Here is a 22,004-nt window from a genome sequence, read left to right on the forward strand (position 1 = left end):
TGGCATGCGCGTAGAAAACGATCATTGCGACGTGATCGGTGTGCCGGCCGCTCCCACGCAACTTGATCGTCTTTCTTCTGCGATTCTGCAGCAGGGGGGGATGGTGCGAGTGTCGCTGCCAGGCGATGTGGTGACCTGGGCGGCAGGCCGTCACCAGACGCTCAGGCAGATGCTTTCCGACAAGCGTTTCAACAAGGACTGGCGACAGTGGCGGGCGCTGCAGGACGGCGAGATTCCCGAGGATCATCCGCTGATCGGGATATGCAAAGTGGACAACATGACCACGGCGCACGGCGCCGATCACCGGCGCCTGCGCGGTCTGCTGTCCAGCAGCTTCGCGCCCAGTCGTATCGCCTTGCTGGCGCCACGGGTCGAACAATGCGTCGATCGACTCCTGGCCGAGATAGCGCAGCGCGGCGGCAGTGCCGATCTGATGTGCGAGTTCGCCGCTCCGCTGCCCACCAACGTGATCGCCGAACTGTTCGGTTTGCCGGACGAACAGCGCGAAGAGATCGTCGCGCTCACCTACAGCCTGGCCAACACCTCCGCCACAGCCGAAGAGGTGCGACAGACGCGGCAGCGCATCCCGGAGTTCTTCCGTCGCCTGATCGCGCTCAAGCGGGGCCAGCTCGGCGATGATCTGGCTTCGGCCCTGATCGTCGCGCGTGACAATGGCGAGCTCGTTTCCGACACCGAGCTGATCGACATGCTGTTCATGGTGCTCTCTGCGGGCTTCGTGACCACCGCCGGCGTCATCGGAAATGGCGTGCTGGCATTGCTGACGCATCCGCAGCAACTGCACCTGGTGCGCAGCGGCCAAGTTCCGTGGTCACAGGCGATCGAGGAGATCCTGCGCTGGGGCAGCTCAGCGGCCAATCTGCCGTTCCGCTATGCCACCCAGGACGTGGAGATCGACGGATGCATGGTCCGCCGCGGCGATGCCGTCCTGATGGCGTTCCATGCGGCGAACCGGGACGAAAAGGCCTTCGGTCCCGGCGCCGACAGGTTCGATGTCACCCGGCGGCACAACCCGCACCTGTCGTTCGGCGAGGGGCCGCATTCCTGCCTGGGCGCTGCGCTGGCGCGCCTGGAATTGCGCTGCGCCTTCCCCGCGCTGTTCGGGCGGCTGGAGGATCTGGCGCTGACCATCGCCGCGGAGGACGTCGTCTACATGCCGTCTTACATCATTCGCTGCCCGCAACGCCTGCCGGTCACCTTCCGCGCTTCCGTCGCTTAGCGAGTGCGGCATTCACCCCGGATTCGGTGATTCTCGGTTCGCCGGGATGGCTGGTCTCGCACGAGGGGGGCGAGCATGCCCGGTTACGCACGCTCGTGGCGCCGGCCTTCAGCAACCGCAGCGCGAAGCTGCTCGCGCAGCAGGTCGAGGCGATCGCCGCGCAATCGTTCGACACGCTGGCGGCCCAGCCCCAGCCCGCCGACCTGAGGCGCCACCTCTCCTTTCCGCTTCCGGCCATGGTCATCAGCGCGCTGATGGGCGAATGCGCAAGCACGCTGAGCGAAGCCGAGCGGGGAACAACTACCGGGATTCCGGGCGGACCGTGAAGACCTGGCCCGACTTTACGCCCTTGAGCCCGGCGACCTCGATCTGATCCGGCGTCGCCGATGGGGACCAGGACCTCTCCGAGCCTGCACTGATGAGAGGCCGGATCGTACGCGGCTTTGGGCGAAAGAGACCGATCAGCGCAAGGGCATCATTCGCATCATCACATAAACATCTCGTTATATGGTATTGACAAGGAGCGAAGCGGCTGTGATTGTGCGCATGTCGTGGTTCTCCGCGCGGCACTGCCGTAGCGGAGCTAAGAGGGAAGCCGGTGCGATGCCGGCGCTGCCCCCGCAACTGTTAGCGGCGAGCCAAGCCCATTGATGTCACTGAGGCGAACGGCCTCGGGAAGACGGGCAGAGGCTTTGACCCGCGAGCCAGGAGACCAGCCACGACGAACAACGTCCACGGGCGGGGTGTCTCGGTGGTCGCGGTAGCCCGGCTTCGTGCCGCCTACTCGCGCGTTCCTTGTCCCCACGCCCCAACCATCGGGGTATGGCATGACTGTCTCTCAACAAATTCCTGTGGCAACGCTCGGCGTGCCGCGTATCGGTCGACGGCGGGAACTGAAATTCGCGCTTGAAAGCTACTGGTCCGGAAAATCTCCCGCTGAGGACCTGCTCGCGACGGCGAAGGCCTACGCGAGGCTAGCTGGAGGGAGCAGCACGATCACGGCGTGTCGAAAATCCCGTCCAACGATTTCTCGCTTTACGACCATGTGCTCGACACCGTCACCATGGTCGGCGCCGTGCCGGCACGATACGCTTGGACTGACGGCGAGGTCCCACTCGATACCTATTTCGCCATGGCGCGCGGCAACCAAGGTCAGGCCGCGGATTGTGGACATGCCGGTGACAAGCATGCGGCCAACGGGCATGGCCTTGCCGCAATGGAAATGACCAAATGGCTCGACACCAACTATCACTACATTGTGCCGGAACTCACGGACGAGCAGACCTTTGCCCTCTCGTCGGCGAAACCGGTCGATCATTTCCTCGAGGCCAAGGTGCTCGGCATCCACACGCGCCCGGTCCTGCTTGGACCGGTTACGTTTCTCAAGTTGGCGAAGTCACCTGAGGAAGGTTTCAACCCTATCGCGCTCCTGCCACGGCTGCTGGCCGTCTACGAGGAGCTCCTGCGGAGGCTGAAGCTCGCGGGAGCCGATTGGGTACAGATCGATGAGCCGGCGCTCGTGCTGGATCTGATTCCCAACGAACGGGATGCGCTCCAATTCGCCTACTGCCGGCTGGCGAAAGCAGCACCCGAGTTGAAGATCATGGTCGCTACCTATTTCGGATCGCTGGGAGACAACCTCGAGACCGCGATTTCTCTGCCCGTGGCGGGACTGCACGTCGATCTCGTGCGCGCTCCAGAGCAGTTGGAGACCGTCGGCCGGCTCGCGCGGAAGGACCTTGTGCTCTCGCTCGGGTGATCGACGGCCGCAACGTCTGGCGCGCGAACCTGCCTGCCATACTTGACCGCATCAAGCCGATCGTCGCCGGCCGGCCGCTGGACCGCGTGGAGATCGCCCCGTCCTGCTCGATGCTGCATGTGCCGATCGACCTGGACATGGAGACGGCACTCGATGCGGATGTGAAATCGTGGCTCGCCTTCGCGGCGCAAAAGACCGACGAGCTCTTCGTGCTCGCCCGTGCCCTGGCCGAAGGCCGGGACGCGGTCGCGGCCGAACTGGAGGCGTCGGCTGAGGCTGCCGCCGTTCGCGCGACATCCGCGAAGGTGCATGATCCGCTCGTCGAAGGACGGGTCGCCAGCATCAAGGTCGCCATGCCGCGCCGGAAGAGCGCATTCGCCGTGCGCTCCAAGCTTCAGGCCGACACGTTTGGCCTGCCTTCCTTCCCCACCACGACGATTGGCTCCTTCCCGCAAACAGCCGAGGTTCGCAAGGCGCGGGCAGCCCATGCCAAGGGCGAGCTGAGTTACATCGACTACGAGGCGTTCCTGAAGAAAGAGATAGAAGCCGCCGTTCGCTGGCAAGAAGAGATCGGGCTCGACGTGCTGGTCCACGGCGAATTCGAGCGCAACGATATGGTGCAGTATTTCGCCGAGCAGCTCCGCGGCTTCGCCTTCACGCAACATGGGTGGGTGCAGAGCTATGGCTCGCGCTTCGTGCGACCCCCGATCGTCATTGGCGATGTGTCGCGACAAAATCCGATGACACTAGACTGGTGGCGATATGCCCAGTCGCTGACGCCGAAGCCGGTGAAGGGCATGCTTACCGGCCCGGTGACGATCCTCAACTGGTCCTTCGTCCGGGACGACCTTCCGCGCTCAGCCGTCTGCCGCCAGGTCGCGCTCGCCATTCGCGATGAAGTGAGCGACCTCGAAAAGGCCGGCGCCAGGATGATCCAGATCGACGAAGCCGCACTGCGCGAGGGCTTGCCGCTGCGCGAGGCCGACTGGCAGGCCTATCTCGACTGGGCCGTCGAATGCTTCCGGCTGGCTTCAACGGCGGTCGGCGATGCGACCCAGATCCACACCCATATGTGCTACTCCGAGTTCGGCGATATCGTGGACGCGATTGCCGCAATGGATGCCGATGTGATCTCCATTGAAACCTCGCGCTCGCAGATGGAACTGCTCGATACGCTCCGAAGCTTCAAGTATCCGAACGGGATCGGTCCTGGTGTCTATGACATTCACTCGCCGCGGGTCCCGGAAGTGGGCGAGATTTCCAACCTCATCATGCTTGCGCGCGAGCGATTGCTGGATGGCCAACTGTGGGTGAATCCCGACTGCGGTCTCAAGACGCGCAGATGGGAGGAGGTCCGCCCTGCCCTGATGAACATGGTGGCTGCGGCACGCGCAATTCGGGAAAAAGCGCAGACCGCGTAGGGCTCGGTGACACTCGCCGGCGGTGAGCGGCAACGCCACACACCGGGCAATCTTGGGGTGAGTCCATCCGGCGCACCCAAGGCAATCGAGCTGCCAGTGACGAAGCGCCTCAGCAGCCTTGGCCTGGCTGAGGCGCTTGTCATGGCGCGTCGAAGTCAGCTGTTCGAGAGGCTGCCGTTGGCGGGCGATCGAAGGAGGCTTGGGCCTCAAATGAGCCGACCAGAAACGAGAAGGCTCTCCGCCAGCCCGTTTCGGATTATTTCGTATTGGGATCATCCAGTATCACTATTTTCCCCGATCTTGATCGCCGAAACCCGCTCGCGACCATCGGGAGAGGCATCGGCGATCACGCGGCGCCGGTCCCCGGAGCGTGTTCCGGGAAATCCGGATGCAGGGCCAAGCTGGGGGAAGGTTCAAACAGCACTTCTGGAGACTTTTGAGGCGGCATCGACGCTCCGCCATCTGCAGCGGGCCAATTCCCACTCAATGGCTCCGTCTGCCTCTGTCTCCAATGACGATCACCCGCCAAGGCGAAGCCGAGCGGCCGCAGCTGGCAGGCGGACCCCTTGTGTTTTGATGGTCAAGATCCGGCGCCGGACCAGGAAAGCCGTCGCGGAAATTGCGGGGTTGGCTTGCTCCTGGCCGATGCCGGCAGGGGTGTTCGGAGCCCGCTCAATACCGATGCGCCGATGGCCGAAATTCACGAGCGGCATCCCAAATCTCAATCGCTGCGCAGAATGCGTGCTTCGAGTGCCGCTGCGACGAAAGCTCGTCGAGCGGCTGGGGGATGGGTCTTACCGCGTAACACCTTCAGACAGGTGTCCATCGCTATTCTGCGTTTATCGGTCTCATGATGCAGATCCCGGAGCAAGATAGCGGCCGCGTCGTTGACGTCGAACACGATACGCTCCGAGCTGCGGCGGCTAAGCTGAACAACGACTGGCCTCTCAAATCTGATCAAGCCGGCCATCTCTCCCCTTCTCCACAGCCACTATGCGGCAAACAGCCCGGGTCGCATTTCTTTACTCAGCCGAACGGGACCGCTGCATCTGCGCCACTGAGCCTGGCCATTGGCGAGCAAGCCATCGCCATGAGGCGCGTCTGGCCATGGTCAGCTTGCGTGCGATCTGCGGTTTTGCAGTCGGTGGTGAGGAACTGCTTCTCATTCGCGTGGTCTAGCTGTGAACCATGGACATAATGCACTGTTTGACGCGCCTCGCCAGTCTCAAACATGTGGTTGATGTCTACATCTGCACTTTTCCACTGCCCGATCTGCAGGCGGCGATCCACTGCATGGCGGAGGTTGGATCTTCCAATATGGCGACCCGCTTCGCAAAGCCGAAAAAGGCATTGCGCGCCGTGCTTATCGGCTTGCGCCCATCGTATGCATCGTAGCATGCCCTCAGGGCGGCTTCGTGGATCAGGTCTCTGCGATCTTCCGGCCATTCGTTGAGAAAATCGATTGCATCCGCAAGGCCGGCAATCTCTTGGATGATGTGCGTTGCGCGCCTCACGAAAAGCGGGCTGCTGAAAGCCTCAGCGTTCATTGGTTTCTCCCAACTTTCTAAATAGCCAATCTGCGGTGAAGAGGCGCCGCATCGACACGGCGACCATGGCGCAATGTGTTGTCAGGGTGATGACGGTTCAAGAGGAAATCCGCGACCGCGGCCTGGGCGACCAGCGATCCGCCAACACATCATGCAATGGCTTGGTTGCTATCAAAGGCGGTCGTCACTATTAAGCTCGAAGTGATTCTCACCGCCTAGTCTAAGCCCGCAGGAGCGTTTTTATGACCGAAGAAACCGAGAGCAAAGCTGACAGCCTCATCGAACTCACCGCCCATGTCGTCTCAGCCTATGTTTCGAACAATCCGGTTCCCGTCGGTGAACTGCCTGGGCTTATCGGTCAGATCCACATCGCATTGAAAGGCACGGCTGGTGGCGCCGCACCAGAAAAGCCGGAAGCTCTCAAGCCTGCCGTACCGATCAGGAAATCGGTTATGCCCGATTACATCGTCAGCCTTGAGGACGGTAAGAAGTTCAAGTCGCTCAAGCGTCACCTGGCCACCCACTATGGCCTCACGCCCGACGAATATCGCGCGAAATGGGGGCTGCCGGCGGACTATCCCATGGTGGCGCCGAACTACGCTGCGGCGCGCTCGGCATTGGCCAAGACCATGGGTCTGGGCCGCAAGCCGAAGGAACCGGAAGCGACGGCACCTGCCAAGCGTGCCCGCAAGAAAGCCGCAGCCTGACCGCACTTTTTCACGATGGGCTAAGCGGATAAGGCATCATTTCGCAGTCGCGAGATAAAATTTGTGCGTTGCAATTTCGGGCGATCGGTATGATCAGGGTGTCGGCCATCTACTCCTCGCAGATGTGGTGCCGACGCTGAATGGGGCGCACCTCCTCCCGCGTCTCATTCTAAATCGAGCCCGCTGCCACCTCCTCCCGGTAGCGGGCTTTTTCTTTGTCTGAGGCGCGATTTCGGTAGGGCCAACGCATTTGGCTCGATGCGAGGCGAATGCTCCGAACTTCCGGGCCTTTCTTGGCAACGCGTATGTAGCTGAGTTCTCGCGGTCTGATCGCCGACCTCCAGGACTTGCGCGACCTGATGACCTCTTGGACTTTCTTCCGTTGTGACCTTGAGACGCGTTCCCTCGGAAACACCGCGGCTCCCGGCCGCCTCCAGCACCCGGATGAGTGTAATCGATCTCCGCGTGGCTGGTGATCTCTCCAGCCAGAACGACCATCCCTGTCTTCACCAACGTTTCACAGGCGACGCGCGCCGTCGGGTCGGTGCGGAGGATGGCATCGAGGATGGCATCGGAGATGTTGTCTGCCATCTTGTCGGGGTGTCCCGCGCCGACGGATTCGGAAGAGAACATGAACTGCCTGGTCATGGAATGTCCTCGCTTCAAGTGTTGGAGTTGGGTGGGGAGGTTCTGAATTGGGGCGGCCTTACCGGTCGCTGATGCCGGGAACGTCGAACGCAGTGCAGAAGTCGGCAACGTCTCTTCGCACGTTCGCATGAACATCTGCGTCGTCGGGCTTGCGGCAGACCAAATCAATGAACGCGGCGATCTGCACCATTTCCCCCTCACGCATGCCCATGGAGGTCACCGCTGGTGTGCCTAAGCGGATGCCGCTTGTGAGCGCCGGATGCCGCCGGTCGCCCGGGACCATATTGAAATTCGCAAAGATGCCTGCCTTGGCCAGGCGCTCGGCATAGGCTTTGCCTGATAGCGGCCGGTCCCGCAGATCAAGGATCAGCATGTGATTGTCAGTCCCGCCGGTGACCAGGTCATAACCCCGATTCAGAAGCGCCTCGGCCAGAGCCTTGGCATTCCTGACGATCTGGTGACCGTAGGTACGGAAAGAGGGGGTCGCGGCTTCGTGCAAAGCAACAGCTAGCGCGGCGATGATATTCACGTGCGGCCCACCTTGCAGTTGAGGAAATACCGCGCGATCAATCCGTCTGGCGAGATTGTATTTACTCGTGGAATGATAGAGCGCCTGATAGCGATCCTCATTCTGCGACAAAATAAAGCCTCCACGGGGGCCGCGGATCGACTTGTGAGACGTGCTGGTGACAACGTCGCAATGGGCCACGGGATTCGGATGCGCTCCAGCGACAATCAGGCCGCTGATATGCGCAATGTCGGCCACGAGATAGGACTTCGCCTCCAGAGCGATTTCTGCCATTGCCGCGTAGTCAAAGACACGCGGATAGGCAGTTGCGCCTACCCAAATCAGTTTCGGCCGTTCCCGCCTGGCGGTCTCGCGCAAGCGGTCATAGTCAATTTGCTGAGTCTGTTCGTGCAGCCCATAGGGGACGTGTTGGTAATCGCTGCCGGAGAAGTTGCCGGCCCAACCATGGGTCGGATGGCCGCCCTCGGCGAGAGACAAGCCCATCACTTTGTCTCCCGGACTCAACAGCGCTCGATAGATGGCCTGATTGGCTGGTGAGCCGGAATAAGGCTGGACGTTAGCGTGCTCACTGCCAAACAGCGATTTCAAGCGGCCAATCGCGAGCGTCTCAAGCTCATCGATGATCTCGTTTCCCGCGTAGTCGCGCTCACCCAGGTACCCCTGGGCGTATTTGTTCGTGAAGATCGAGCCGGTCGCTTCCAGCACGGCTGAGGAGGCAAAGTTCTCAGATGCGATGAGTTTGAGCGTCGTCCGCTCCTGCCGCTCCTGTCTCAGAAGCAGTTCGTGAACATGGCAATCGACGTGGACCAACGAAGACCATCCAGATGTGCCGGGCTCTGCGATGGCTAGGTCAGCGGAGTTCTTCATGGTAGTTTCGCGCTCCCATATGGGCACATCTTTTCACGATCACGCAGCAGTCTCCTTCGACCACGCGTCTTGTACCGCCTCGAGCCGCTCCAGGTCCCGCTTATGACACCCATCGTCGTGGGGCAGGAGATCGACCAGGAATTGAACCAACCCTCCGTCCTTGCCCCCTGCATAGAGATGATATGAGGACCAAGGACGTTGTCCGTTGCCGCAAAGAATGTCGGCTCTGGCCAGCATCCGGACGGGTCGCGCAACGCGCTCCCGACGAAGATCGAGAATTTCCGCTAGCTCGCAGACAGTCAGGTCGGCATGCGCGCAAAGGCCCAGGATCCGAAGGCGATCAAGATGTGCTGCTGCCATTAGGCGATCGACAAGTATCATCATTGGTCAGCACGACGCCAAATAGGAGAATCGAACACCCTCGTCCTGCCGGCTTTGTCATTTCGCGCTCTTCGCAAATGCTGTTCGGCGGCGAAACATAAAAACGACACCAGATTTTCGCCGCACTGAACCTGAAAGTTGTGGTGAGCGTACCATTGACAACGATTTGCGGTCGCAAAGATTCCATGAATTTGCTTGAAGGTTCTGTTGCAGTGCCTAAACAAGAACGCAACGAGATTGGAGAGGTGCTGGTAAGACGGCAACTGGCGAACTGCTTCGCCGAGAGGGAGGTGATCGGCGCCACCTCTACCTAGGCGACAGTGCTAACCTGCATCGTGCACCTGATCCGCTATCTGCTTGAGTTCGTGTCGCGAAAGGTCGCGAAGCCGTTGTGCCGACGCTCAGCGCCATCTGCCGGGGCGCGGACGCTAAGCCGGCATGAAGGCTCTGGAAGACTTCGAGGTCGGCGATACCCGGCGATCACCCAGAGCTGGCGGCGCGGCCGGCAGCAGGTCGTGCCGTTCTTCCCTATCCGAGTGTGCACAGCATCATCTACACGACGGATACGGCTGTCGAAATGTCCGCGGCGCGTCGGCGCCATCTCCAATAGCGCTTAACCCCTGGTCAGTCAGGTCGCACCAGATCGATATGGCTGACGCGGAGGGCGTGACGATAGTGGGGTTCCTTTTGCCCTTCTTCAGCCCGCTAATGTACTGCTGGCTGAAGCCGGAGATCTCGGCTAGCTGCTTCTGCGTAAAGCCGGCCTTCTTCCTGATCCTGCGTGCATTTCGTCCGACCAGTTTGCGCGCTCCATGCGAAGGTCAGCAAGTCAAAGCCAGTGGGTTTATGCCATCGATGTGCCCGAACCATCTGCCGCCGGGGGCAGCAAATCCAGGGCTACGATTTTGGTGACTTGTCGCTTGCCAAGTAGCACAAGCTATCGGTCACGCAAGCGACGCACACGTGCGAGAACCTCGCAAGGGTCGATCTCGAGCGCTTCCGCTACATCGAGGAACTCAATGACGTCCATGCGACGTTCACCGCCCTCATACTTGGCCACGAAAGACTGCGGGCGGCGAAGTGCTTCGGCAACCTTGGCCTGTGTTAAGCCCTTGTTCTTGCGCGCCGCTATCAGCTGTTCCAGCAGCCGGCGTTGGCGGGGCGATCGAAGGGATTTCGGCATCAGATGAACCGGCCAGAAGGGAACCGGCTCATCGACTAATCCCAGTTTCGGATTATCCCATTTTAGGATATATTTGCAATCCACAAGGCAAGCCGCGCCATGGAGCAAACTGTATGGTCGAGACCATGTCGAAGAAAGCGGGCTCAGTTCATGGGCGGCGGTTGCGCGCCATCCAGTTCGATTTCGGCAATCCGGGATGGACTGATCGCCTTTGTTACTGCGGCGGCCTAATCAACTCACAAGGATCAACGTCAAGCGCTTTTGCGAGCCGGCCAAGCACACTGACACTTGCGGAAACCCGAGCACGCTCGATCGAGCCCACATAGCGCATGCTCAGCTCTGCGCGGGCAGCCAATTCTTCCTGCGTCAGGTCCTGATCATGGCGCAAACGACGCATGTTGATCGCCATGACTTCCGTGAGGTCCATGGCGAGATAGGGACCAGAACCGGAACTATCGTTCTAGGAATGATCGTTCCTATTCGCTATGGTGAGCCAACCGAGGAGAAGCCGTGCCCGATTACAACGAACCCCAAACCGGCAAGAGGGTCGCGATGAAACGCAAAGTCCAAGACGAAGTCCCCTGGTCGGACAGCCTGACCGCTTACGACAATGAGCACTTCACCATCTATATGAGGCTCCTGGACGCGTCCGCCGACGATGCCAGCGAAGACGAGATGGCGCAGCTCGTCCTCGGCATCGATCCGATGAGAGAACCTGAGCGCGCCCGAATGGCGGTTCGCAGCCATCTCGATCGGGCAAACTGGATGGTTACGACTGGATACAAAGAACTGTTCGCGCGCTGACCGGTTCCAGTTGAGCTATTCCAATCATCTTAGTCGAGGAAATCCCGATAGCCACGATCCATGAGCATGTGACCGCGCCGGACGGCACGGCGGATTCGATCGCGAAGGTGGTTGCGCGGATCCGTCCAGTCGGCCTGGACGCGTTGTCGAGCCAACAGGGCCATTGCGATTTGGCGATGCGATGCCCCGCCTAGCGAGCCGTCGAGCGCCTGAAGAACAAAGCGCAGACGGCTAGCGCGCGCTTCCGGGGGAAACAGCCTGTCGGGAAATTGTCCAGTCGCGTGAAAAGCATTGAGGCATTCGAGCGCATTTAGGTGCTGCCTCATCCGATCGGCGGGCCAGATCGCGTCGACGGAAAGCCGAACGGGGCGCAAAACGTCCGCGCCCTCCACGACAAGTTGGAGGTCCCGGTGAGCATTTCGCAGCATGATGTGCTGTCGACAGTCCGACGTGATCATGAGTGCCGCCCGACATGGCAATGTAGCGAGATCAAACGAAAGCGTTTCGGGCGACAGTGCCTTTTTCGCAATGACCGGCAGGACATGCGGGCATTGGCGGGAGCACCAGAACACAGCCGCATCAGGCCTCAACGAGCTTGCGAAACAGGAGCCCCCACTGCGTGAGATCGAGCGACGATCTCACCAGTTCTACCTCGAACCACCTTTCTGCAAATTCTGCGTGCTCAAGCGCGTGCCTGCAGTCACGCTGGAAGGCCGGATTGCGCCGCAGGAATTCCCAGGCCCAGCCGCGTCGCGTCAGGTGCCGCGTATAGCGATAAGATTTCTCATCCTGCCAGTTCGGCCAGTCGGCGTCATTAGCTATCATAGCCATGTCAGGCGCCCCTGCAGAGCGCCGGCGCCCACAGTACGGGACCGCCAAGACTGCCACTGTGGCGGACCGCAGCAAGGCTCGCCTCTGAGACATCCAAACAGCCGGCAACGGCGCGCGTGGTGCCGATTGTCGGGGGCGGACCGATCCGGGCCAGCGGCCATCCGGCGCGACGCAGGATTCGCTCCATGCGCAAATCCGTAACCGTGACGATATGGGTGAGCTGCCGCGACAGACCGAACTCGATCATGCCAGCGAGGAGTTCATAGGTCGCGACAGCAATACTCCTACTGCCCTTCGGTGCAGACGGTGGGAGATCAAGGGCGAATCGGTTGCTTTCCCAGACACTGGGTTCCTCGGGTGCCGTTCTCCCCTCCAACAGCCTCGAAAAGACATCTCGCAGCATCGTCGGCCCTGTCGAGGGCAGGAGGCGTACGCGGCCCCCGACGCGACCGGCGGAATCGCGCAACACAAGATAGGGCGGTTTTAGGGAATCGAATGAATCGATCTCGAAGCCGCCCGTCGTGCGCACGTTCCATTCGAGCCGCTCCTTGAAGATAGGGTAGCGCAGGCGGTGCATTTCGTGAAGTTCGTCGGCAAAGGCGCCGTACCAGCCCGGCGCAATAAGCTCAATCATGATGGTCTCCTCGCAGGTATGACCCTGCCATTGGAGACGAACCTTCATGCCGCGACTGCCTGTGCATTTGCACAGGCAGATCAAAGAGGGATTCTGTCCCTCAGAGAATTGATGATCGTGAGGAGGCCAGCAGTGTCACTGCCTGATTTTTGGTGCGTACGCCGAGCTTCTTCTTAGCATTGTCCAAATGGAAAGCGGCCGTGCGCTCCTTGATCCCCAAGATACAGCCGATCTCCCAGGCGGATTTGCCCTTCGCCGTCCACTCCAGGCATTCGTACTCACGGGGCGTCAACGAAACACCATCCACTGCCAGACCACCCGAAAGCTTGCGGCGAACGCCAATGTGAAAGCACATCGCCATAATCTCGAGCGCCTGCTCATACTTCTCGGCGACGCGCAGGAAGGTCGGATCGAGCCTGTCTGCCGCGAAGGTCATCGCAGCGACACCGCCGCGGCGATCAATAAGTGGTATCGTCAGTCCGCAGCAGATGCCGAATTCGGCAGCCTCATCGAAAAGCTGTTGCTGTCGCGTTGAAATGCCGGCATGGCCGAAATCCGGTCCCCACTGAAAGGGATATTCGCTGCATCTTGCCCATTCTATGACCGGGTCGATCCTTTCATATTGGTGGCGCAAGTAGTGCGACGTCCAGCCAGAATGATAGTTCGATATCAGCCTGGGTTTTGTGACGCGATCAGACACCAGAGACAGATAGGCGAATGCGGGGATGTCGAAGGCGCCGGCGGCGCTGGCCAGTGCGTTATGGAAGTCGACTTCATCAACGCTCAAAGACAACTGTTCCAGCAAAGTTTCGAAGACGAGCTGCATTTTCTCCTGCGGCTGTTTTCAATTAAACCTGGGACTTTCTGGCTTCTTGGCAGCTAGGGCGAGGAGACTCGCCCCCGAGATATTCGACGCTGGAGAAAATTCACCGCGGTGACTATCCCCGGACCTTCGATCATAGGAAAGGAGGTGCATGCGACCTCGACGCCGGCTGCCGTAAGCCGCGGGTCCGAAGCTGCGATTGTGGGGGTTGCCATGGTGTAGTAGAAATATCGAAGCTCGATGTGCCATCCGGATATGCAGATGACCTTCTTCTCGAACTATCGATTCATGCAGGTCCAGCGGGGCACCCAGATCCAGCGGATCAAAAAAGGCGCCCCGCCGGCGGGGAGGTACACCAGCAGGGCGCGCCGCACAAACACCCTGGTCGTTGGGCAACAGGACAGCGGCGGCAGAACTGATTTGGTTATCTCTTGCGATCGAAGTTATCCCGAAGCATGCTTAGAATCTGACGGCTCAAGTTTAGCAGTTTCGGTCGGCTCTGCGCGAAATGCGCCGTCAACCCCTCGTCACCAATGGGACCCCAATGGGCGACCTAACGCCAGCCTGACGTCAAAGCGTCTGGTCCGTGGGAAAGTTCCTCCCAGGGACCACTTTACCCGGGACGGCGTCGAACCCTGGGCTCGCTTCCGTCGGCAGTCGCACGTTCATATCGCATCCTCGGCCTTCAGCGCGCGATAGGTCGTCTCGACTGATTTCGCGGTTGCGTCGACGATTATGTCGATCTCCTTACGGGTGATGATCAAAGGCGGGGCAAAGCCGAGGATATCGCCGTGTGGCATGGCACGGCCGATGACACCATTCTCGAACAGAGCAGCGGCGGCGCGAACGCCGACCAGAAGATCGGATTCAAATGGTATTCTCTGCTTTGGATCTCGCATCAGCTCTACCGCGGCAAGGATTCCGACACCACGAACCTCTCCGACGATGGGGTGTCCCGCCAGTTCGGCATTCATGCGGGCATGCCAATACGGTCCGACATCGCGGACATGCTCCAGAATATTTCTTTCCTTTAGGAGTCGAATATTGGCAAGCGCGGCCGCAGCGCAAAGCGTGTGACCTGAATATGTCCAGCCGTGGCCGAGAGCGCCGTGCTTCTCTGTTCCTTGTTCCAAGACCGACCAGACCCGGTCGCCAATGATTGACCCCGAGATGGGCAGGTAGGCGGAACTCAAACCCTTGGCGATGGTCACGAAGTCCGGCCGCATGCCATAGAGGTGGGAACCGAATTGCTCACCGGTTCGTCCAAACCCGCAGACCACCTCGTCGGCGATCAGAAGGATATCGTACTTGTCGAGCACGCCTTGGATCGCGGTCCAGTATCCTTTTGGGGGTGGAACGATACCGCCTGTCCCAAGCACCGGCTCGCCAATAAAAGCTGCGACGGTCTCCGGGCCTTCAGCGAGGACAAGGGCTTCAAGTTCATCCGCGCAGCGTGTCGAGAACGCTTGCTCACTTTCGCCGTCATGCGCCTGGCGATAGTGGTGCGGCGTCGTGGTATGGCGCACTAAATCCAGCGGCAGGTCGAAGAAATTATGGAAGAAGGCAAGGCCTGTCAGGCTCCCGGTGACCAACCCAGACCCGTGATAGCCGCGATTTCGCGAGATGATTTTTTTCTTTTCGGGGCGGCCCAGAATGTTGTTGTAGTACCAGACCAGCTTGATGTTGGTTTCGTTGGCGTCGGAGCCGGAAAGGCCGAAAAAGACCCTTCGCATGTTCTGACCAAAATACTCGACCACGGCCTCTGCCAAGAGGGCGACTGGCTCTGTTCCTTGACTTGCGTAGACATGGGCGAACGGCAATTCGTGTGCTTGCTTGGCAATGGCCTCGGCAATTTCCGTGCAGCCATATCCCATGTTGACGCAGTAGAGCCCACCGAAACCGTCGAGGCTCTTTCGGCCTTCAGTATCCCAGATGTACACGCCTTCTGCACCGGCCATGATCCGATTTGGGGTCTCGCCTCGGCTGTGCTTGGCCAGATGCGTAGACGGATGAAAGACGAAGCTTCGATCCTTCTCTCTGAGTTGCTCGGTTCCCAGATTGCTCAACCGCATAGTCCTCTCCTCGCGATGGATTGGCGGAGGGCACTCGGCCAGCCACCTGTTTAGCGAATAGCATACCGGAAGCGTCTCCTCGAGTTTCTCGGGAATGCAGGTTATTCGCCGCGGAATTCGCGGGATCGGCCTCAATTGCCGTGAAAACTAAGGCGAACCTTCGCTTGGCCGATTGGAGATCGCTGAAATGGATCTCACTGATTTTGCTACGCCAGAGCGTGTCCTGCAAAGACGAACAGCTTTCGACGCGCATGCGCCCATCGCCGCGGTGGTAACGCAGGTGATCAGGGCAAGCAATTCGCCCGATGAGCGCATGCACCCGCTTCAGTGCCGCGGCACAGGCTCCAACCTGGTCGGCCAGGGCCGAGACGGCTGAGGGTCTCGCGCACATAGCCATCGCTTTAGCGGTGCAGCGGCTGGTGCTCGGCAAACTTGTCAAAAGAATAAAAGCCAGGAGGTCGGCCCAGCAAAGACGCGCGGCCAGAGCGCCCCGCTATCGACATCTTGATTCGCAGCCGGCCAGCCCCGTCAAAGTTCTGTCGTCACTGTGCTGCTCTTCTTACGATCGCATATTCGTGGTTGCTGCGCAGGACGGCTGCGGAGCCGAGCTGTGGCTCGCGCGACGGGGCGAACCGACAGAACTCTTGCGCTGCCGGAAAAGCTGCCTCCATCAATGCTGGCCATCGTGCAGTCCAAGAAACGCTGGCTCCAGCCTGAAACGCCACTGCGACCAGCCGCCCCTTTTCCTCTCGACACCAGCTTCCTCGGCCATGTGATCACTGGATCTGATGCTTCGAGCGGGGCGCCTCCTAATGCTTGCACTCATATCCGGCAGGCTTCAGCCAAACTTCGCAAATCGGACCTCTCTGTGGGTTATTTATCAGCGGCGGCAAGCTTGGAAGACGCCGGCAGAGGATGCGAAGGTTAATCGGTCGCAAGCGGATTGCGAGGCATTCAGGCGTGGGCAGGCGATTATAATCCAAGATCCCGATAAGTGCTTTCGCCATAGCTCCTGGCGCCATCGGCACGCTGAGCGTTTGAAAGCCGATGAAATTCGCTCGGCCAATTGGCAAGCGCGTGCTTGATAGCCTTCATCTTGAACGGGACGTGAACAACACATTCGTCCCTGATGATAGGCGGGCAGCTCGCATCTTGTTGTCGCGAACCGTTGAGGTTTGCTGCAATTATCGGCAGACCTAGATCAAGTGCCAATTCCATTTCCCAGCGCACGAAGCAATAAAGATTTTTCGTTTTCTCACCGATCAGGACCAGTACCTGGCTCGATCCGTTCATTCTGTTACGAAGATTGCTTTTTACATATAGTCTTCGTCCCGTGCGCTCGTTATATTGTCCAGATCGTGAGCGTTCGCGAATTCAAAACTCACATTCTCGCTCGAATTCCATCCTTTCATGAAACGGTATGCCCAAGCGTCTTCATCGCCATCAAATATTACATAGGTCGGATCGCTGTATGCCATTTTTGTCTCTTAGTTGTTTTGACGAGCAACCCACTGGGTGCGCTCCCTTGAGAAAGCCAATTCGGCCTCGTTCACCGCCGAAGAGAACGCCTCATCGGAGTTGGCGTCCGTAATGAGGTCGGCAGTCAATCCGATCTCGTGAGCCGTCAAAGTGTATGCCGATGCCAATTCGTTAAATTTCTTGATCTGGGTCCACCCGATAAGCGAAGCTGCGATCACGATTAGCGGCTCTGTCGGCCAGCCTGGCATCGCAGGGTCAGCGATGCGTACTACGATGAATGAGAACCCCACAGCGTAAGCAATGACGCCAAGGCCCATCCAAATTTTCGCGGATCTCTTGTTCGAGCGCGCTTTCTTCTCGTACCACTTGCGTTGATCGCAAATTCGTTTCTGCAGATATAGCTCTTTTCGTTCTTTTAGCGGGGAACATTATCGACATCATCTCGTCTGTTGTTTGGGGTGATGCTGAATCGGTGCCGCTCAACGCGCTGCCAAGGTGACGATTGCTGTCAAGAATGCCTTCCATGAGCTTGCGAAAATCAGCTCTAGCGTCGACCGCACGAGCGTCATTGAACGGCTGTGCTCGCATCGCAAAGCGCCAGGTCAATGTCTTTACTGATTCTGCCAAAGCTCTAGCTTGATACCAGACCTGCTCGGGCTTTGTGACCGACCGGAAAACGAGTATCCCCATTGAGCAAAGAAACACCGCAGCATACACACCGAAATAGGGTTTTGATGGCGACAAGTCCAAAGAGAGAACCGACGCTAAAAAAAGAAGAACGTACTCTGCCCGAATCAGGCGAAGAAATGTCGCCTGCTGCTCGTTAGATGCCACGTCAGCGCTATTGTAGAGTCCTGGATATTTCATTGTAGGAGAAAACCATTTTATCCGGGGGCAGCAAATTCTTTATGCCATGATTTGGCAAACGCCGACGAATCCCCGGGATCCGTACCAGAGGCCGTGGAAACTAACTTTCGAGGTTTACCGTTGCCTCGGGGCGGTCAAGGGTATCGGTGAATTGGACTTCACCGGTTTTGTAACAACCAGGCTATAGTATTGATCGATTCCTAAGCCTGCCTGCAGCAGCCCCTCCATAAAATCTTGATAGGCAGCCATAGAACGAGATGCGACCCGCATCAGATAATCCACGCGCCCCCCAATTGCCCAGCAGTCCAGGATTTCTGGAATTTCTTGGATTGCATTTTCGAAGTGTCGTTGGTCCTCAAGACGATGCCGATCCAGCACGACCTCCACCAGTACAAAGACCATGCCGCCGATGAGGGCAGGACTCAGTCGCGCGTAGAACCCCTCAATAATTCCTGCGGCCTTGAGTGCTCGAAGCCGCTCCGAACAGGCCGACGCTGAAAGGTGAATGCGCTTTGCAAGCTCGCTTTTTGAAATTCGACCGTCTGCCTGAATTTCGGAGAGAATCCGGACGTCCCAACTGTCGAGCTGTACGGGATCGGGTTTCGACTTCATAACCTTTTGCTCTTAACAGTGATCGACAGAGCGATGGGCCGACCAATTCTATCATCAAAATTGAACCGACCGAATGTAGCAGAAGGCATCTCGGCAAAATTGGTTGTGAAAATCAAACGAGGGAAGCGATCAGCTGAGACAGGCTCCAGAAGCGATTTGCTTACCCTCCGATTCCTGGAGCAATGACGCACCTTGCGAGTATATTCGTGTTCGGCGGGGCTCCTGATCAGATAACCCATCTTGAATCTCCGAGCCGTACCGATCGACACCGCGACTGCATTCGCAGTCTCGATCGCGCGACGGCATACACGATGCAGTAATCAGTTAGGCACATACAGCTTCCTGCTGGAGACCTTTCCTGTCCGGCTCGCCGAGAGCAGGCACCCCAAATGCCCCTCGTCAGACGGGTTACCCAAAAAGTAGGCGGTGGAGTCTGGCAGCGAAATCGCCCAGCCGGGGAAGACTCAAACGCCGATGTTGCGTGCGATGCTGTCGGCCGTCATGCGCTTGCGCCACTCAAGAGGCCCTGAACTGTGAATAGAATTTCCCTCAACATCGACAGCCATGATGACAGGCATGTCCTGCACATCGAATTCATAGATGGCTTCCATGCCCAGGTCTTCAAAGGCAACAATCCGCGCTGCCTTAATCGATTTTGAAATCAGGTATGCAGCGCCACCCACTGCAGCAAGATAGGGGGTTTTATGTCTTACAATCGCCTCGATGGCTAACGGTCCTCTCTCCGCTTTGCCCACCATTGCATATAGTCCGGTCTCGGCGAGCACCTTGTCCGTAAATTCATCCAACCGGCTGGAGGTTGTTGGACCAGCGGGTCCAACGATCTCATTCCTGACTGCCCGGACAGGGCCGACGTAGTAGATCACGCGTCCCCGCAGATCGACCGGAAGCGGCTTGCCGGCATTGATCAGCTCGACCATTCGTTTGTGGGCGGAGTCACGGCCCGTCAGCATCTTTCCAGATAGAAGGAGCGTTTCACCGCAGCGCCACGATGCCGTCTCCTCCTTCGTAAGCGTATCAAGATTAATCCTGCGCACGCCGGCTGGACTCAATTCGTCTGTTCCGATTTCTGGCCATTCGCTCAGATCGGGGGGGGCAAGCCTGACGGGTCCAGTGCCGTCCAAGGTAAACTTCAGGTGCCGGTTTGCCGCGCATTGCGGGATGAGCGCCACGGGTTTTGAAGCCGCATGAGTAGGATAGGTCGCAACCTTGACGTCAACGACCGTGGTCAGACCACCAAGCCCTTGGGCGCCGATGCCAAGCGCGTTGATCCGCTCATAAAGCTCAATCCGCAGTTCCTCCTCCGGGCTTAACGCCCCCCTAGCGATCAGTTCCGCCATATCGATTGGCTCGTTCATGGCCTCCTTGGCCAGCAGCATCGCCTTTTCAGCGCTACCACCGATGCCAACAGAGATTAGGCCGGGCGGGCACCAACCGCTGCCGAGGGTCGCTACCGTGTCGATCACCCAATCGGCAACGGATGCGCTGGGGTTCAGAGTGGTGAAACGCGCCTTGTTCTCCGAACCGCCGCCTTTTGCCGCAATGGTGATCTCAACCTGATTGCCTTGCACAAGGTCAACGTGGACGACTGCCGGCGTGTTGTCACGGGTGTTCATCCGTCGGGCAAGCGGATCGGCAACGATCGACGCCCTAAGCGGGTTGTCCGGGTCGAGATATGCCTGACGGACGCCTTCATTCACGAGGTCTGCGAAGCTGGCCGCTGAGTTGATGCGGAGGTCCATGCCGACCTTGGCGAAGACCACCACAAGACCGGTGTCCTGGCACATCGGCCGCCGTCCGAAGGCCGCCATGCGGGAATTAGCCAGGATCTGCCCGATGGCATTCTTCGCCGCTGGACTCTGTTCACGCACGTAGGCCTGCGAAAGAGACCGGATGTAATCTGGAGGATGGTAATACGAGATGTACTGAAGGGCGTCGGCAACGCTCCTTGTGATATCCTTGCCGGCGATGGTCCGTGTTCTATTTCCCACCGATTTCATCCAAATGAGCTGAGACCGTTGACCATTTTGAGGATTTGGAAGCTTCGCACCCCCTGTTCGCCGCCTTCATATCCGTAGCCACTATGCTTGACACCGCCATAAGGCGCGTCCGCGGCAACCCCTTTCAGGTAATTCACACTGACAGCGCCTGTCGAAAGACTATTAATCAGCTTTCGTTGCGCATTGGCAGCGTCCGTGAAGAAGTAAGCTGCCAAGCCATAATCGGTGGCGTTGGCCTCCTCGATGGCGTCATCTAGCTTGTCGAAGGGCGCAATCGTAAGGATCGGTCCGAACGGCTCTTCATGCAGCACTCTGGCTTCTTTCGGTACGCCCGTCAGGATGGTTGGCGGCCAGTAGAAGCCCGGCCGGTCGAGCCGAGAGCCACCGGTCTCGATGCGGGCGCCGCGTTCGACCGCATCCTTGGTCAGGCGCTGCATGGCCTCGATTCGCCGCGCGTTCGCCATAGGACCCATGTCAGTTGAAGGGTCGTCTGGTAGCCCGATTTTGATCTTGCGAGCCGCATCCGTCATCCGGGACAAGAATTCCTCATAGCGAGATCGGGCAACAAGAATCCTGCTGGGGGCATTGCAACTCTGGCCAGCGCACTCGAATTTGTATTCCGAAATGGCCGGTACGGCCTTTGCCAGGTCGGCATCCTGGCACACAATGACCGGGGAGTGCCCACCGAGTTCAAGGATACAGCGCTGCAAATTGTTAGCTGCGAGCGTGGCCAGCTGTTTTCCAACAGCCGTTGAGCCAGTGAAAGTCAAGACCTTCACGATTGGCGAACTAAGCAGATGCCGCGAGATATGCACCGGCACACCGAAGACCAGATTGACCACGCCGTCCGGAATGCCTGCTTGGCGCAACGATTCCACGATGTGGACAGCTACGCTCGGTGTCTCTTCAGCCCCTTTGAGGATCACCGGGCAGCCCGCCGCGAGGGCGGGGGCGAGCTTGCGGGCTATGAGAACGGCGGGATAGTTCCATGGCGTGAAGGCAGCAACGACACCGAGCGACTCAGGGACGATCATCCTGTTCGGGCCTAACGGAATGGGGACCGACAGTTCATCGGCATGCCGGCCGTTCCATTCCAGTGTGTCGACCGCGCGCGCATATTCCCCTGTCGCTTCACCAACCGTTTTTCCCTGTTCGGACGACAGGTCCCTGGCTGCGACTCCGGCCTTCTCTGCAAGACAGCGGGCGGCAGATACGAGGATCTCGCCACGCTCTTTGGCGGGTCGTGAGGACCACGCCTTGCGGCTGCGTTCTGCCGAAGCAAGAGCTTCATCCAAGTCTGAAACCGTAGCCGAGGCCACCGAGGCAAATACCTTCTCCGTCGCAGGGTTGATCACCGGCAAAGTGGCTCGACTACCACCGGCTCGCCATTTGCCGTTAATGAAGAGCTCGTAGCTGTTGGCCTCGGACATCGCGGTCTCCACTTGACTGATTTCTTGCCGAATGAGTGCTGTTTCGATAACGAAACAGCGCCTATCTGGACCAGTTTCATCGCGATGGTCGCGGCGGGTCAAATATCGAATATTGCCGAAATCCATCTGGATTCCAGATTGCTCAGATCCTTATG

General features: G+C 58.9%; 20 protein-coding genes, 5 pseudogenes and 1 riboswitch. Of the genes and pseudogenes, 6 read left to right on the forward strand and 19 right to left on the reverse strand.

What is annotated here, in order from left to right; translation table 11 throughout:
• The first annotated feature begins 4 nt into the window (after positions 1 to 4).
• The 3 genes and pseudogenes from EB230_RS30825 to metE all read left to right on the forward strand — a co-directional run bounded on the left by EB230_RS30825 (position 5) and on the right by metE (position 4,417).
• Positions 5 to 1,237 carry a cytochrome P450 gene (locus EB230_RS30825; RefSeq protein WP_172374608.1) on the forward strand — a complete coding sequence of 411 codons (1,233 nt, stop codon included), beginning with the start codon at positions 5 to 7 and terminating at the stop codon, positions 1,235 to 1,237.
• A 5-nt stretch (positions 1,238 to 1,242) separates the two neighbouring features.
• Positions 1,243 to 1,497, forward strand: a pseudogene (locus tag EB230_RS30830) (cytochrome); the annotation flags it as partial.
• 275 nt (positions 1,498 to 1,772) lie between these two features.
• Positions 1,773 to 1,973: riboswitch (cobalamin riboswitch) on the forward strand.
• 91 nt (positions 1,974 to 2,064) lie between these two features.
• Positions 2,065 to 4,417, forward strand: a pseudogene (gene metE / locus EB230_RS30835) (5-methyltetrahydropteroyltriglutamate--homocysteine S-methyltransferase).
• Positions 4,418 to 4,935: 518 nt separating this feature from the next.
• On the opposite strand, the gene EB230_RS30840 reads toward metE, so the two are convergent.
• From EB230_RS30840 to EB230_RS30850, 3 genes are all read right to left on the reverse strand, one after another.
• A complete protein-coding gene (locus tag EB230_RS30840) occupies positions 4,936 to 5,130 on the reverse strand; it encodes a hypothetical protein (RefSeq protein WP_172374610.1) in 195 nt (64 codons plus the stop codon).
• A gap of 8 nt (positions 5,131 to 5,138) precedes the next feature.
• On the reverse strand, positions 5,139 to 5,387 hold the full coding sequence (locus tag EB230_RS30845; protein WP_172374612.1) for a DUF982 domain-containing protein: 249 nt from the start codon (positions 5,385 to 5,387) through the stop codon (positions 5,139 to 5,141).
• Between the two features lie 274 nt (positions 5,388 to 5,661).
• On the reverse strand, positions 5,662 to 5,964 hold the full coding sequence (locus EB230_RS30850; protein WP_172374614.1) for a DUF982 domain-containing protein: 303 nt from the start codon (positions 5,962 to 5,964) through the stop codon (positions 5,662 to 5,664).
• A gap of 242 nt (positions 5,965 to 6,206) precedes the next feature.
• Here EB230_RS30850 and EB230_RS30855 point away from each other — a divergent pair, with 242 nt between their 5' ends.
• On the forward strand, positions 6,207 to 6,671 hold the full coding sequence (locus tag EB230_RS30855; protein WP_172374616.1) for a MucR family transcriptional regulator: 465 nt from the start codon (positions 6,207 to 6,209) through the stop codon (positions 6,669 to 6,671).
• A 450-nt stretch (positions 6,672 to 7,121) separates the two neighbouring features.
• On the opposite strand, the pseudogene EB230_RS30860 reads toward EB230_RS30855, so the two are convergent.
• The 5 genes and pseudogenes from EB230_RS30860 to EB230_RS30885 form a co-directional block, all read right to left on the reverse strand.
• Positions 7,122 to 7,319: pseudogene (locus EB230_RS30860) on the reverse strand (S-adenosylmethionine synthetase N-terminal domain-containing protein); the annotation flags it as partial.
• 58 nt (positions 7,320 to 7,377) lie between these two features.
• Positions 7,378 to 8,715, reverse strand: a complete 1,338-nt coding sequence (gene glyA / locus EB230_RS30865; protein WP_172374617.1) for a serine hydroxymethyltransferase — start codon at positions 8,713 to 8,715, stop codon at positions 7,378 to 7,380.
• A 1,005-nt stretch (positions 8,716 to 9,720) separates the two neighbouring features.
• Positions 9,721 to 9,896, reverse strand: a pseudogene (locus tag EB230_RS30875) (helix-turn-helix transcriptional regulator).
• A 137-nt stretch (positions 9,897 to 10,033) separates the two neighbouring features.
• Complete coding sequence (locus EB230_RS30880) at positions 10,034 to 10,279, reverse strand: helix-turn-helix transcriptional regulator (RefSeq protein WP_080680407.1); 246 nt, start codon at positions 10,277 to 10,279, stop codon at positions 10,034 to 10,036.
• A gap of 214 nt (positions 10,280 to 10,493) precedes the next feature.
• A complete protein-coding gene (locus EB230_RS30885; protein ID WP_097571932.1) occupies positions 10,494 to 10,706 on the reverse strand; it encodes a helix-turn-helix transcriptional regulator in 213 nt (70 codons plus the stop codon).
• A gap of 125 nt (positions 10,707 to 10,831) precedes the next feature.
• Between EB230_RS30885 and EB230_RS30890 the strand changes: the two genes are divergently transcribed.
• Positions 10,832 to 11,083, forward strand: a complete 252-nt coding sequence (locus EB230_RS30890; protein WP_027033327.1) for a DUF2285 domain-containing protein — start codon at positions 10,832 to 10,834, stop codon at positions 11,081 to 11,083.
• Between the two features lie 29 nt (positions 11,084 to 11,112).
• Here EB230_RS30890 and EB230_RS30895 read toward each other — a convergent pair whose 3' ends face one another.
• From EB230_RS30895 to EB230_RS30915, 5 genes are all read right to left on the reverse strand, one after another.
• Positions 11,113 to 11,541, reverse strand: a complete 429-nt coding sequence (locus tag EB230_RS30895) for a DUF2285 domain-containing protein (RefSeq protein WP_246738880.1) — start codon at positions 11,539 to 11,541, stop codon at positions 11,113 to 11,115.
• 121 nt (positions 11,542 to 11,662) lie between these two features.
• Positions 11,663 to 11,914, reverse strand: a complete 252-nt coding sequence (locus EB230_RS30900) for a DUF6499 domain-containing protein (protein WP_172374623.1) — start codon at positions 11,912 to 11,914, stop codon at positions 11,663 to 11,665.
• A 1-nt stretch (position 11,915) separates the two neighbouring features.
• Positions 11,916 to 12,548: an acyl-homoserine-lactone synthase gene (locus tag EB230_RS30905; protein ID WP_172374625.1), complete on the reverse strand. Its 633-nt coding sequence runs from the start codon at positions 12,546 to 12,548 to the stop codon at positions 11,916 to 11,918.
• 100 nt (positions 12,549 to 12,648) lie between these two features.
• On the reverse strand, positions 12,649 to 13,374 hold the full coding sequence (locus EB230_RS30910) for a LuxR family transcriptional regulator (RefSeq protein ID WP_172374627.1): 726 nt from the start codon (positions 13,372 to 13,374) through the stop codon (positions 12,649 to 12,651).
• A 662-nt stretch (positions 13,375 to 14,036) separates the two neighbouring features.
• On the reverse strand, positions 14,037 to 15,443 hold the full coding sequence (locus EB230_RS30915) for an aminotransferase (RefSeq protein WP_172374629.1): 1,407 nt from the start codon (positions 15,441 to 15,443) through the stop codon (positions 14,037 to 14,039).
• Between the two features lie 187 nt (positions 15,444 to 15,630).
• Between EB230_RS30915 and EB230_RS30920 the strand changes: the two genes are divergently transcribed.
• A complete protein-coding gene (locus EB230_RS30920; RefSeq protein WP_172374630.1) occupies positions 15,631 to 15,819 on the forward strand; it encodes a hypothetical protein in 189 nt (62 codons plus the stop codon).
• A 596-nt stretch (positions 15,820 to 16,415) separates the two neighbouring features.
• On the opposite strand, the gene EB230_RS32835 is transcribed toward EB230_RS30920, so the two are convergent.
• The 6 genes and pseudogenes from EB230_RS32835 to EB230_RS30950 all read right to left on the reverse strand — a co-directional run bounded on the left by EB230_RS32835 (position 16,416) and on the right by EB230_RS30950 (position 21,849).
• Positions 16,416 to 16,736 (reverse strand): TIR domain-containing protein, encoded by a 321-nt coding sequence (locus EB230_RS32835; RefSeq protein ID WP_246738881.1) that lies wholly within the window; start codon positions 16,734 to 16,736, stop codon positions 16,416 to 16,418.
• Between the two features lie 194 nt (positions 16,737 to 16,930).
• A complete protein-coding gene (locus EB230_RS32500; RefSeq protein ID WP_348646679.1) occupies positions 16,931 to 17,317 on the reverse strand; it encodes an SLATT domain-containing protein in 387 nt (128 codons plus the stop codon).
• A gap of 46 nt (positions 17,318 to 17,363) precedes the next feature.
• A pseudogene (locus EB230_RS32840) lies at positions 17,364 to 17,789 on the reverse strand (DUF4231 domain-containing protein); the annotation flags it as partial.
• Between the two features lie 114 nt (positions 17,790 to 17,903).
• Positions 17,904 to 18,401, reverse strand: a complete 498-nt coding sequence (locus EB230_RS30940) for an Lrp/AsnC family transcriptional regulator (protein WP_172374633.1) — start codon at positions 18,399 to 18,401, stop codon at positions 17,904 to 17,906.
• 464 nt (positions 18,402 to 18,865) lie between these two features.
• On the reverse strand, positions 18,866 to 20,419 hold the full coding sequence (locus tag EB230_RS30945) for a fumarate hydratase (protein WP_172374634.1): 1,554 nt from the start codon (positions 20,417 to 20,419) through the stop codon (positions 18,866 to 18,868).
• On the reverse strand, positions 20,416 to 21,849 hold the full coding sequence (locus tag EB230_RS30950) for an NAD-dependent succinate-semialdehyde dehydrogenase (protein WP_172375216.1): 1,434 nt from the start codon (positions 21,847 to 21,849) through the stop codon (positions 20,416 to 20,418). The genes EB230_RS30945 and EB230_RS30950 overlap by 4 nt, the downstream gene beginning before the upstream one ends.
• Positions 21,850 to 22,004 lie beyond the last annotated feature (155 nt).

It is taken from the genome of Mesorhizobium sp. NZP2234 (genome assembly GCF_013170765.1).
Classification (GTDB): Bacteria; Pseudomonadota; Alphaproteobacteria; order Rhizobiales; family Rhizobiaceae; genus Mesorhizobium; species Mesorhizobium loti_D.